Below are 12,342 nucleotides of genomic sequence, written 5' to 3'. Positions count from 1 at the left end.
TAGACATAGAGTTCTCCTGTTTTCTTTAGTGTAGAACACTTTATAAATTCTGTCTAGTTTAGTGTAACCGATTCAGTATGCCACCTTAACCTCTAGTCTCATGTCTTTGTATAACTCACTCTCAAACAAGAGTTTGGGGAGCTTGTAGTACCTTTCAGATGTTTGGTAGTGATTTGCACTAATGCGTTTCATTCTGTTCCTCCAATAATTTAATAGCTACTTGTCCGCTTGTCGTTACTTTAACTAAGCCGCTTGACTCCAATTCATCAAGTAGTTGATGGGCTTGTGGTGCTGGCACTCCCATGACAAGCATAAGATAGGCAGCAACACCACCACGAGTTAATTCTGCAAATTCCAATCTGTCCTCCTTAAACAAAAAAGGCAAGAACACTCTAAACTGTTCTTGCCTAAGCAATAATATTATTATCTAAAATGTGATAATGTCCTCCTTCATGACAGATTGTAGAACGCCCAAATCCTTGATTTATCAGCGTTTTAAGCACCTGTCATTATTATGACACAATCCCCCCCCAGGAAGACCCCAACTGTTAAAATCACCCCGCCGTTGCAAGAGAATCCTACCTGCTTCGTCGGTCAAAATCCCACCAGCAAAGGTCAGCATAATCTTGTCATGTCCGACTTTTGAGCGGATATAAGAAATATAATCTTGCGTCATGATGCTCCTTTCTCAGGAGAACAAAGCCCATAACTTGGGCAAAAAGATGATGAAGCCAACAATAACAGCTAAAAAAGACATCATCAAAACCGCTCCCGCTGCCATGTCCTTAGCATTTTTTGCTCGCATAGAAAAATGGTAATCACTCGCCAAGTCAACAACGTTTTCAATGGCTGAATTGACAATTTCCATGCAAATCACTCCAAAGATGCAAAGCAACAAAATCAGCCACTCAGTCGTAGACACCTTGAAAAACAGACCGGCAAGAAGAACGACAGCTGCTGATAGTACATGCTGTCTCATGTTGCGCTCTTGCACAAAACTTGTCTTTATGCCTGACCAAGCAAATTCAAAACTATTGATGAAATTGCTGTTTTTCCACTTTTGACGCTCTGCTTTGGGCTCAATGGGGTCAGATTTTTGATAAACCTTTACATCAGTCTCTTTTAAGTCCATAAGCTGTCAATATCTCCTCTTGCAAGCCAAACATTTCTGCTTCTTCTTCTGGTGTCTGATGGTCATAGCCATTGATGTGCAAAAAACCATGCACTGTTAAAAAGCCCATCTCTCGTTCGTAGGAATGGTCATACGCTAGAGCCTGCTCTGCCGCCTTGTCAATGGAGATAAATAACTCACCGATGTAACTATCAAATTCCGCCATCATCTCCATTAAATCAGTATCTTCTGCTAACTCATCATCAAAGACAATGGGCATTTCTGGCTTATATTCTAAACTAATCACATCGGTTGGTCGGTCTACACCGCGATAGAGCACATTTAACTCGTGACTGCGGGCATTGTCCACAAAGGTCACTGCCATTTCCTTGCCGACCTTGCCCAACTTAGCTGCCGCAAATTCTAAAATTTCTCTGGTTTGGGTCAATATCTCCTCAGAGACCTGTCCAGTTTCATCAATGAGTTCAATATACATGACACAACTCACCTCTCTTCTTTACTTTGCCTTATTATAACATACTTCCCTATAAAATGCAGAAGATAACCCAAGAAAGAAAAGGCAGCAGATCGCCTGCCACCTTTTTACGCTCATCTTGCAGTAAACTGTTTAATGTTGTCGGCCTGATAGTGATAGCAATCCAACTTTTCCTTAGAAAGATCACCACTGACAACTGCTGCCTTAACCGCACAGCCAGGTTCTGTCTTGTGCTGGCAGTCCGAAAACTTACAGCTGTCAGCCAAAGCCACAATATCATCAAAAAGGCTGACTGCTGAAACCGCCTCTTGACTGTCAATCCCCTTAAAACCAGGGCTATCAATCAAACAGTAATCCAGCTCCTCCAAAACATGGAGGGTCGTCCCTGTCGTGGTGTGCTTGCCCTTGCCATCACGCTTTTTCACCGCCTCAGTTCGCTCCAAATCCTGCCCCAGCAAACGGTTAAGGAGGCTGGACTTTCCTGCCCCTGAAGCACCAATCATCAAACCTCTGCTTTGTGGAATGAGCTGGCGCTTAACCACAGCAAGGGATTGGTCATCAAAGATGCTTAAAGCTGTAAAGCGAATATGAGGATAGAGACTGGATAAATGCGCTAATGTGTCATCCACCTGCGAACATAAATCCTTCTTAGTCAGCAGAACATGGAGTTCTTGTCCGTCCTGCTGAAAGACAAGGATAAATCGCTCTAGCTTAGATAGAGAGAAATTCTGGTCAAGCGCAATCAGGATAAAGAGCTGATCCACATTGCTAGCTAGAATCTGACTGGCTTCTAACTGACGATAGTCTTTCAGGCTATGATTAACTACTTTTTTGACTACCTGTTCACGCGCCAACAAGCGTTCAATCACCAATCGCCCCTTCTGTTCAGTTAACTGAACAAGATCGCCAACCACATAGTTGGGCTCTCCATAACGTTTTTTGACCGTAATCACCTCGCCTGTGACCAAACCAATTTGATAGCTCTGCCTGGTCTCAGACACTAGTCTACCGTCTTGTTTTTGGTCTGACCTCGGTTTTAAACCATAGCCATAGTTTTCCATCAAATCACCTAAACGTTCTGTTGAATCTGATACATGTGGGCATAGACTCCATCTTGAGCCAGCAAGTCCTCAGGCCTGCCTCGCTCGACGATACGCCCCTTATCCAAGACCAAAATCTGGTCAGCGTGTTGAATGGTGGACAGGCGGTGAGCGATGATAAAGGTTGTGCGACCTTCTTTGACCACCTCCATGGCTCGCTGGATGACCTCTTCCGTCTCTGTGTCAATATGCGATGTCGCTTCATCTAAGATTAAGAGCTTGGGATTGGAAAAGAGCGTTCGAGCAAAGGCAATGAGCTGGCGCTCGCCGCTGGAGAAGGCTGCTCCCTTTTCCACCACAGGCTCATGGATGCCCTTGTCTAGTCTAGCTAACAAATCAGCTGCTCCAACTTTCTCCAGAGCTACGATAATGGCCTCGTCATCTACATCCGCCTGATCCATGGCAACATTGCTGGCAATGGTGCCTGTGAATAGGTAAGGATCTTGCAAGACAATGCCCATATAGCGCCTCAGGCTTTCTCGTGAAAACTGGTCAATAGCTTGACCATCCACCAAAATCTGTCCTTGAATTGGATCATAAAAACGGTAGAGAAAGTTCATCAGAGAAGACTTACCAGAACCTGTATGTCCGACCAGATCGATGGTCTGCCCTTTCTCAGCGACGAGGTTGATGTCTGACAGGGTCGCTTGCCCCTCTTCATAAGCAAAGCTAACATGGTCAAAGATCACACGACCATCTGTCATCACCAGCTCTGCTGCCGCATCCATCTCGGTCTCCTCACCCAGCAACTCTTGAACTCGCTTACCAGTCTCGATAGAACGCTGAATATTGGGAAATTGCCGCACCAGCGCACCCATCAAATCAAACAAGTCCACCATGTAGTTGAGGTAGAGAAAGAGCCGTCCAGGGGTAATGGCTACCTTTCCAGAGAGAAATTGGTAACCCACCAAGGTCAAAATGACTGTCACGACCAGATTACGAATAAATTCTGTCAAAGGCCAAGATGAAATAGACTGTCCCCAAATAATCCGCTTGTCGGCATCCAACAAATGACCTGCAGCTGCTTCAAACTCGCTTAGAACTGCCTCCTCCTGACCATAAAGTTGCAAGAGACTAGCCCCATTCATGGTCTCGTTGACTTGAGTATTGACCTGACTTCTGGCCTCAAAAAAGTCCTTGGTCGGCTGGTCTGTCAGTTTCTTGTAAAGCAGCTGCACCAGATAAAAGACTGGCAAGAGCAAGATAGCTCCCAGAGCAGGATTCAAATAAAAAACAATCCCATAGGTTAAAACCACCCGTAAGAAATTGGTCAGGAGATTGACCAAAATCCCGTAGAAATCATTGCGCAAGGTCTCTGTGTCGTTGACAATCCGTGTCGCCAACTGCCCTGCTGGCTTGTCTGAAAAGTAAGCAATCGGCAAATTCTGCATCACATCGTAAGCGCGATTGCGCAAATCTGCAACGATTTGATTGCCCGACCGCCGTAGCAAACGTGACGCCCAGTAAGTTTATCCCGCTCCCATGAGTAAGAGGAGCAAGTAGCCACTCATCAGTTGAAGAAAAGCTGCCGCTTGAAAGACAGTTTGTCCCGTCAGTGAACTCAGATGAGCATCAATCGCGGTCTGAAGTATCATGGGGGCTAACTGACTAGCTATTGTTACTAGTAAAAAGAGCACGACTGCCCAGAAAAAGAGCCACTTAACCTGCTTGATCTCCTTGATTAAGCTCAGAATAACTTTCATTATTGCCCTCCTTTTTGTGTTTGCTGGCGGTTGTACTGGTCGACATACCAGCCACCTGCTGCCAGCAAGTCTGCTGGTCGTCCCTCTTCGATGATTTGTCCGTCATCTAAAACCAAGACCCAATCCGCATGGTGAACCGCAGATAAGCGGTGGGCAATGATAAGGTTGGTCTTGCCTCGCCGTTCCTCTTGCAAGCGCTGGATAATCTGGCGTTCAGTCTTGGCATCGACCGCAGACAATGAGTCGTCCAAAATCAGCAGTTCTGGCTGACGAATCAGGGCACGAGCGATGGAAATCCGCTGCTTTTGCCCACCTGAAATGGACAAGCCCCGCTCCCCAATCATGGTCTCCAAACCATCTGCCATCCGTTCAACATCCTCAGTAAAGGCCGCCATCTCAATCGCTGCTGCCAGATCCTGGGCTGACGCAGCAGGATTTCCCAGCAGAATATTGTCTCTGACCGACTTAGAAAAGAGCACATGCTCCTGCGGCACATAGCCAATCAAGGTCTCAATCGAACGCCGCCGATAGTCCAAGACAGACCGCCCGTCAATGGTGAATGCCCCTTGACCAAGAGGGTATTGGCGTAAAAACTGACGGACCAAGGTTGTCTTACCTGAACCCGTTTTTCCGACAATCCCAACCGTCTGACCTGCCTGCAAGACCCAGTTGATGCCTAGTAAACTGTACCGCTCTGCCTGCGGATAAGTAAACTGATAGTTTTCAAAAGCATAGGTCTGCGGTTTTGTCAGCACGAGCTGACCATCTGCTTCCATGTCGTCACCAGTCTCAATCAGTTCATGGATTTTTTCAAAAGAAGTTTTCCCTGTCTGATAGACCAATAACAAATCCGCTATCATCCAAAAAGGCTCAATCAAAGACACCATATACAATTGTAAGGCCAACACCTGACCGAGGCTAATAGCTCCTTTTTGTAAAAAGTGAGCTCCCAACCACAAGACCTCTACCGTCGATATTCCTGGTAGCGTTACCACAACTGGATTGTAGAGAGACTGCCAGTCTCCAATACGATTACCTGTCTCTGCCAATTCATGAGTCCGTTTGCGGAACTGCTCACTCTGTATTTTGCTTTTCTGCTATAGGCACGGGTTACTTGAACCCCTTCTACGACTTCCAAAACCTCATTATTAAGCTGGGCAACCGCCTCACGGTTGTCTTCGATCAACTGGTCTTGTTTGCGACTAATCGCATACATCAAAGCCATCATGACAATCAGGGGCAACATGGAGACAAGCGTAACTTGCCAGGATAAAATCAGCATAGCAGGAAGAATAAAGGCAATCATTCCTCCAGCATACACCACAATCATCAATCCATAGCCTACTAATTCCATCAACCCTTCCACATCGGTCGAAAAGCGGGTCAACATATCCCCTGATCGGAATTTTTCATAAAAAGGTGTTCGCATACGAACCAGCTTCGTAAATGCCTGCTGCTGCAAGCCAAACTTAAAATCCACCAATCCTTGGAACAACTATTTATGCCAAAGATGAGAAGAAACATAGCCAATGAAGGTAACAAGTACCAAAAACGAAATGTCATTCATCAAACTTTCTTGGGTTAGACTTTTCTGAGAGAGCTCATCCACCAATCGCTGCGTCACCTTTGTCGGTACTAGCAAGGTCACATCATAGACCACAATCAAAACCGCAATCCATAAATAGCGCCACTTGTGTTGCCGCATATAACTCCAAATCAAACCAAACATCTCTTCCTCCTTAAAAACACAAAAAACCTAGATGGACATAGCCACCCAGGTCAACGGTCTACAAAAATAGACCTATTCTTGCTTGTCAGAAAGGAGGCTTGTTCCATGTATACGTCTAACATTAATCATGATTACTGTGTTCATGGCTATACTCCTTCCTGTTTTGATGGTATTTATTATAACATAGATTCTTGACTTGTCAAGGGAATCGTGAATTTTTTCTTTTATGTCATTACCTGCTGTCGCTACTCGCTATTTTTCCACTAATTTTTTCCAAAACTCACGAAAACGCTCTGCTATTATTCTTAAGCTTCTGCCTCATACGCTTGGATAATTTCTGCTACCACAGGATGCCGCACCACGTCTTTAGCGGAAAAATGCACAAAGTCAATCGCAGCAATGCCCTGCAATTTTTCTGTGGCATCTATCAAGCCTGACTTGACCTTGCTGGGCAGGTCAATCTGACTGATATCACCATTGACAATCATCTTAGAATTGAAGCCCAGACGGGTCAGGAACATCTTCATCTGCATGATGGTAGTGTTTTGTGCCTCATCTAGAATGACAAAGGCATCGTCCAGTGTCCGTCCCCGCATGTAGGCTAGAGGGGCAATCTCGATAATCTCCCGCTCCATCAAGCGAGCGGTCTGCTCCTTGCCCAAAATCTGGTAAAGGGCGTCATAAACAGGGCGCAGATACGGGTCGACCTTTTCCTTGAGGTCACCCGGTAAAAAGCCCAGACTCTCACCAGCCTCAACCGCAGGGCGGGTCAGGATAATCCGCTTGACCTGTCCCCGCTTGAGGGCTGTTACCGCCAAGGTCACCGCCAAAAAAGTCTTTCCTGTCCCTGCTGGACCAATCCCAAAGACGATATCATGGCTCTTGACACTATCGACATAGACCTTCTGACCCAGCGTTTTAACTCGAATTGGCTTACCGTAGCTGTCTTTGATGATGTCCTCTTCATAGAGAGCGACAAATTTGTTCATCTCACCGCTGCGTGCCATACTGATCGCCATCACAACATCAGGTGTCGCGATGACCATGCCTCGTCCGACTAACACCAGCAAAGCCTCGATGACCAATCTCGCCAACTCAACCGCTGCCTCTTCGCCCAGCACCTGCACCACTTCCGTCCGAGCATGCAGAGTAACACCAAGCTCTTGCTCTATTAGCTTGAGGTAGCGCTCATTACTGCCAAACAAGCTTAGCATATCATCAGGGTGTTTTAAGCGAATGTCCAATGAAAAATCTTCCAAGTTTTTCTCCTTTTTTCTCTTTCGTCTATTATACCATAAAAGCTGTGTTTTTTTTGGGAAATAGCAGAGCTGTTCAGGCAGACTAACTGATTATTTCTCAAAAATAGAGGGGGACAATTCGACAGAAATTGATTAGCCGTTACCCCTCTCTGAAAAGTTAAGTAGGACTACTCAGCTGACGACATCTGCTTGTCAGGGATCAAGGTGTTCACGGTTCAGCTTTCAAAGATTATACGCCTTGAGACACTTGACAATTAGACATTGGCACGAAAGCGCCTAATGACCCGTGCATGGGCAACTCTAAAATCAGCAAAGCCGATAACAGTTGCTCCAAACCACTCTTTTCGCCTCGTTAGCGCTAATAAAATGAAAAAACCAGGATTATTATCCTAGCTTCCTCATTTTTTAGTTCTTATTTCAAATCATTATTCGTCATGATTTCATCAATAAACCCATAAGCCAAGGTTTCCTCAGCTGTCATCCAGTAATCGCGTTCGCCATCTTTATGAATCTGACGAACAGTCTTACCAGAATTATCAGCTAAGATTTGCTCTAAACGTTTACGGGTCTTGAGCAAGTGCTCAGCAGCAATAGCCATATCGGTCTGCTGAGTACCGCCACCAGTACCTCCCATCGGCTGATGGATCATGTACTCGGCATTTGGTAACATGAACCGTTTCCCTTTAGTTCCACTTGAAGCGATAACTGTTCCCATGCTAGCTGCCATCCCCATCACAATCGTCTGCACATCAGCTTTGATAAAGTTCATGGTATCCACGATAGCAAGACCTGCAGAAACAGATCCCCCAGGGGTATTGATATAGAGGTAAATGTCTTTGGTTGGGTCTTGAGCATCTAGAAATAACAACTGGGCAATGATAGAGTTTGCCATATTATCCTCAACTTGTCCTGTCAGCATAATGACACGATCTTTTAATAAGCGAGAATAAATATCGTAGGAACGTTCCCCACGGCTGGTTTGTTCAATAACTACTGGAATCATAATGTCTCCTTTTCTTGTTTCAGTATAGGTCTATTATAAGCGATTGGTCAAAAATGGTCAAATAAAAAACTTATCATTTTTAGCAAAAAGAAAGGAAGGTGATTTAGCTATCGCCCTCTTCCCTTCTGTTGACTAGTATCGACTAAACTATCTTTAAGAACCTGTCGGTGTCAAGACCTACTTAGTCCCAAATAAACGGTCACCCGCATCACCAAGACCTGGAACGATATAGCCGTTTTCGTTGAGTTTTTCATCCAATGCTGCCGTGAAAATTGGCACATCTGGGTGGGCTGCTGTGAGGGCTTCGACCCCTTCTGGCGCTGCAACCAAGCAGACAAACTTGATATTGGTTGCGCCACGCTTTTTCAGAGAATCAACCGCTAGGATGGCTGAGCCACCAGTCGCCAACATCGGATCAACCACAAAAATCTGGCGCTGGTCGATGTCCTCTGGCAATTTAACCAAATACTCAACAGGTGTCAAGGTTTCCTCATCACGGTACATGCCGATGTGCCCAACCTTAGCCGCAGGAACAAGGCTCAGAAGACCATCCACCATGCCGATACCTGCCCGCAAAATTGGCACAATAGCCAACTTTTTACCAGTCAACTGTTTCTGCACAGTCTTGGTAATAGGGGTTTCAATCTCAACGTCCTCAAGAGGCAAATCACGCAATACCTCGTAACCCATCAACATGGCAATTTCATTAACCAACTCACGAAAATCCTTGGTTGATGTTGTTGTCCGCCGCAGGATAGACAACTTGTGCTGAATCAGCGGATGCGAAATAACCTGACATTTTTCCATGATGAAAACCACCTTTTCTATTTTGTTATCTTAACTATTATAGCATAGTTGCGCCCGTTTTTCATCTCTGATATGCATTCTTTTGAAAAATAGCAGAGCTCTTTTTTGACATTCTGGGATAACCGTCGTTAACTCATTTTTACTGATTGAACCAGCAAAAAACCGACAGCTTTTGTAGTTGTCGGTCTTATGTTTGACTAGTTAATCTGACGACGATGAACCAAGCCAAGGCTTGCCAAGGTCGCTACCAGACCCAAACCTGTTAGTGCAAGGGAGCTAGCCTCACCTGTTTGTGGTAAGGTGTTTTTGCTCTCTGTTTTTGCTTTTGTTGCTTCAGTAGCTGATGTAGCTGGTTTGGTCAGTTTGGCAAACTGAGCCTTGACTTTATCCAAATCTTCAGCCGTTTCAGCAAAACTGATGAGAACTGCCAAGTCGCCTTTTTGCTCGTCAGTAAGATTAAACTGATCGATTTGCGCCAAAATCTGGGCACGTACAGGCGACAAGTCTGGTGCTTGTGGGGCTGGGGTGATTGGGGTTGGGCTTGTTGTGCCGTTATTGCCTGTGGCTGGTGGTGTAATCGTGTTCCCACTACCGTTGTTAATTGGTGGGTTTTCAGTATTTGTGCCATCGTTGGTAGTTGGCGGAGCTGGTGGGGTAGCCTCACCTTGGTTACTATTGCCAGCTGATGGTGGAGTTTGGTTGTCAGGCTGGTTATCTTGGTTATTACCATTGTTAGATGGTTCTGAAGCAGGATTATCTTTGGAGTAACTAAATCCAGCCAAAGCGAAGCCTAAGAGATTATCCCTTTTAATGTCTTCATAGGTATAGGTGAAACCATTTCGAGATATCCCATTATTATTAAAATCAATAAATATAAATCCTGGGAACTCCTTAGCTTCAACTGTAACTGACTCTCCTGGAGACAGCAAAAAAGTCTCACTTAAAAGTGTCCCTCACTCGCCATCTTCAGAGTAACCATATGATGCTATAACTTTCATTTGAGCAACATTTTCCTCAGCCCTCACAACCGTCGTACCAATCACAGGCAACTCAGTTGCTGTTGCAACTGCCCCAAGCGCTACCAGTGTCAGGCTGGTCACGCCATACTTTAGAAGTTTTTTCATAAACTCCTCCTTTTTTATAAATAGTTGCTGTTTAGAAGAGCTTGGCTTGAAAAGTCAAGCTCTATATACTAGTATATAGGCATTTTGTCAAGTTTTTTGTTCAAAAAACAGCAAAAACCTGCCGAAGGCAGGTCTTTTCAGTGATTTTCACGAATTTTCAAGCACTCCTCAGGAACTTTAGATCTTTCCAGCTTACTCTGCTCTGCTATTTGACAGACAAAAAACGGCCAAAGCCGTTATCTGTCATCAATCAGTGAGCCACAATCTCCTGAGCAATCTCACGACCAGTCAAGCCAGTCTCGTAATAGGTTGGCCAGTTGTCCAGCTCCTCGAGTAAGACCTTGTGATCCTCAGCCCCCCAGTAGATGTGGAAGTGCTCAGAGTCTTGCGGTGCGATGGCGTGGTCGCTAAACTGAATATTTTTGAACTCACCAGCATCAGCGTCATCCGTTGTAAAGAGGTAACGCACGCCACGATTGCCTTTTTTATAAGTCAACACTTCGTAGCCGACATACTTGTAGGTAAAGGTTTTCTTCTCGCCACCACGGACAAAGGTCATGGTGTTCTTGTCGCCGTCAATGATGATGTTATCAACATCGGTCTTGTAACCAACAGTGTAGTAGTCCTTATACTCGCTAGCTATCATGGTCTTGCCAGTCTTAGCCTTGTAGTCCCAGACAGGGTCAAGTGTACCATCGACCAGATAAGGGTAAACCGACTGCCAGTCGCCATCCCAGTCCGCTAATGTGCGGTCAGTGATGTCCTTGTCCTCAAAGTACCCCTTATAAACCGTCTTGGTCTTGTCCTCTTCAGGCTTGATGGCATCGCCAGCTGTTTCTGTGGTCAATAGCAGAGCTTTCAGGTTGTCTCGCATGACAGAGAAATAATCAGCTCCCTTAGCCATCTCCTGCTCTGTTAGGCTTTCCAGCGGGTTGAGGACAGCTGTCTCCACCCCAACCTCATTTGCCAGAGTTTTGGCAACGTTTGAGGAGGCATTTTCTTCAAAATAAATGTACTTGACGCCGTTAGCCTTAACGTATTCAGCTAGCTCAGCCAAGCGTTTGGCTGATGGCTCGCTATCTGCCGATACCCCAGCGATAGGGATTTGGGTCAGGCCATACTCCAGTGCCAAGTAGCCAAAGGCGGCGTGTTGGACAACGAAGCTGGTTTGTTTTGGGCTTGCCAGAGCAGTATCATATTCCTTGTCCAGTTCTTCTAGCTTAGCGATGTAAGCAGCAGCATTCTTTTCAAAAGCGCCTGCTGATTTTGGAAATTCTGCCTTGAGGTCATCACGGATATTTTCCACCAGTTTGATGGCCAAGCTCGGTGCCAACCAAACGTGGGGATCGAGTTCATGGGTGTGTCCCTCTTCACCGTGATCGTGGTCAGCGTGGTCATGCTCCTCTTCAGTGACACCAGGCGCTAAAATCATGTCCCCAGTCGCCTTGACAAAGGTCACCTTATCCGTGTCAACAGCTTCCTCGACATCATGCACCCAGGTTTCCATGTTCTCATCATCATAGACAAAGGCATCAGCGTCTTGGATTTTAGCGATGTCCTTGGTTGATGGCTCAAAACCGTGTACTTCAGTTCCTGCCTTAATCAAGAGTTCAACATTGCCCTCATCACCAACGATGTTTTTGGTGTACTCATAAATGGGGTAAAAACTTGCAACCACCTCTAGTTTCTCATCCGTTTTGGACGAATTGTTAGCCGAGCAGGCTGCCAAGCCCAATGTCGAAAGACTTAGTAAGCCAACAACTGCCAGTAGTTTTCTTTTCATCTCTTTCTCCTTTTATTTTAACCAGTTAAAGGTCAACCAGTAAATTATATCATCTTGACCAAATTTGTCAAGCACAAAATTTGCTGTTATTGTTTGATAATCAAAGTATTTGCGTTTTAATAATTTCTATGAGATAATTAGCATTCAATCAGAGTTGTCCTATTTAAGATGGGGTAGTAATCACCCAATTACAACTGAGGTTGAATCTTTTATAAACGATATCTTAT

10 protein-coding genes and 4 pseudogenes are annotated in these 12,342 nt (G+C 45.3%); all 14 read right to left on the bottom strand.

What is annotated here, in order from left to right; translation table 11 throughout:
• Window positions 1-75: 75 nt before the first annotated feature.
• A pseudogene (locus tag ACERC8_RS02095) lies at window positions 76-192 on the bottom strand (replication initiator protein); the annotation flags it as partial.
• Entirely contained in the window at window positions 179-358 is a 180-nt protein-coding gene (locus tag ACERC8_RS02090) for a hypothetical protein (protein WP_373658247.1), read from the bottom strand. The gene ACERC8_RS02090 and the pseudogene ACERC8_RS02095, both read right to left, overlap by 14 nt.
• 162 nt (window positions 359-520) lie before the next feature.
• Window positions 521-676, bottom strand: a pseudogene (locus ACERC8_RS02085) (DNA mismatch repair protein MutT); the annotation flags it as partial.
• 12 nt (window positions 677-688) lie between these two features.
• A complete protein-coding gene (locus tag ACERC8_RS02080; RefSeq protein WP_373658246.1) occupies window positions 689-1,132 on the bottom strand; it encodes a diacylglycerol kinase in 444 nt (147 codons plus the stop codon).
• Entirely contained in the window at window positions 1,113-1,607 is a 495-nt protein-coding gene (gene ybeY / locus ACERC8_RS02075) for an rRNA maturation RNase YbeY (protein ID WP_373658245.1), read from the bottom strand. Before ybeY ends, ACERC8_RS02080 begins: the two co-directional genes overlap by 20 nt.
• A gap of 113 nt (window positions 1,608-1,720) precedes the next feature.
• Window positions 1,721-2,668 carry a ribosome small subunit-dependent GTPase A gene (rsgA, locus tag ACERC8_RS02070; protein WP_373658244.1) on the bottom strand — a complete coding sequence of 316 codons (948 nt, stop codon included), beginning with the start codon at window positions 2,666-2,668 and terminating at the stop codon, window positions 1,721-1,723.
• A gap of 8 nt (window positions 2,669-2,676) precedes the next feature.
• Window positions 2,677-4,410: pseudogene (locus ACERC8_RS02065) on the bottom strand (ABC transporter ATP-binding protein).
• A pseudogene (locus tag ACERC8_RS02060) lies at window positions 4,410-6,139 on the bottom strand (ABC transporter ATP-binding protein). The pseudogenes ACERC8_RS02065 and ACERC8_RS02060 overlap by 1 nt, the downstream one beginning before the upstream one ends.
• 305 nt (window positions 6,140-6,444) lie before the next feature.
• Entirely contained in the window at window positions 6,445-7,353 is a 909-nt protein-coding gene (locus ACERC8_RS02055) for a PhoH family protein (RefSeq protein ID WP_373658249.1), read from the bottom strand.
• A gap of 457 nt (window positions 7,354-7,810) precedes the next feature.
• Window positions 7,811-8,401, bottom strand: coding sequence for an ATP-dependent Clp protease proteolytic subunit (locus tag ACERC8_RS02050; RefSeq protein WP_018369150.1), 591 nt, complete (start codon window positions 8,399-8,401; stop codon window positions 7,811-7,813).
• A gap of 177 nt (window positions 8,402-8,578) precedes the next feature.
• Window positions 8,579-9,208, bottom strand: coding sequence for a uracil phosphoribosyltransferase (gene upp, locus ACERC8_RS02045; RefSeq protein ID WP_373658243.1), 630 nt, complete (start codon window positions 9,206-9,208; stop codon window positions 8,579-8,581).
• A 197-nt stretch (window positions 9,209-9,405) separates the two neighbouring features.
• A complete protein-coding gene (locus ACERC8_RS02040; RefSeq protein ID WP_373658242.1) occupies window positions 9,406-10,137 on the bottom strand; it encodes an LPXTG cell wall anchor domain-containing protein in 732 nt (243 codons plus the stop codon).
• 24 nt (window positions 10,138-10,161) lie between these two features.
• The gene (locus ACERC8_RS02035) at window positions 10,162-10,332 is read right to left on the bottom strand and encodes a hypothetical protein (RefSeq protein WP_373658241.1); all 171 of its coding nucleotides are present in this window, start codon (window positions 10,330-10,332) and stop codon (window positions 10,162-10,164) included.
• Between the two features lie 250 nt (window positions 10,333-10,582).
• A complete protein-coding gene (locus tag ACERC8_RS02030) occupies window positions 10,583-12,115 on the bottom strand; it encodes a zinc ABC transporter substrate-binding protein AdcA (protein ID WP_373658239.1) in 1,533 nt (510 codons plus the stop codon).
• Between the last annotated feature and the right edge of the window lie 227 nt (window positions 12,116-12,342).

Source organism: Streptococcus sp. E29BA (assembly GCF_041807805.1).
GTDB classification, from domain to species: Bacteria; Bacillota; Bacilli; order Lactobacillales; family Streptococcaceae; genus Streptococcus; species Streptococcus entericus.
Note: the sequence above shows the minus strand (reverse complement) of the source record. Positions and strands in the feature narration are given on the sequence as shown.

Excerpts from the sequence above, each read along its gene's own strand:
- ACERC8_RS02035 (WP_373658241.1), bottom strand. The coding sequence starts at position 10,332 with ATGAAAAAACTTCTAAAGTATGGCGTGACCAGCCTGACACTGGTAGCG.
- upp (WP_373658243.1), bottom strand. The coding sequence starts at position 9,208 with ATGGAAAAATGTCAGGTTATTTCGCATCCGCTGATTCAGCACAAGTTG.
- ACERC8_RS02030 (WP_373658239.1), bottom strand. The coding sequence starts at position 12,115 with ATGAAAAGAAAACTACTGGCAGTTGTTGGCTTACTAAGTCTTTCGACA.
- rsgA (WP_373658244.1), bottom strand. The coding sequence starts at position 2,668 with ATGGAAAACTATGGCTATGGTTTAAAACCGAGGTCAGACCAAAAACAA.
- ACERC8_RS02080 (WP_373658246.1), bottom strand. The coding sequence starts at position 1,132 with ATGGACTTAAAAGAGACTGATGTAAAGGTTTATCAAAAATCTGACCCC.
- ybeY (WP_373658245.1), bottom strand. The coding sequence starts at position 1,607 with ATGTATATTGAACTCATTGATGAAACTGGACAGGTCTCTGAGGAGATA.
- ACERC8_RS02055 (WP_373658249.1), bottom strand. The coding sequence starts at position 7,353 with ATGCTAAGCTTGTTTGGCAGTAATGAGCGCTACCTCAAGCTAATAGAG.
- ACERC8_RS02050 (WP_018369150.1), bottom strand. The coding sequence starts at position 8,401 with ATGATTCCAGTAGTTATTGAACAAACCAGCCGTGGGGAACGTTCCTAC.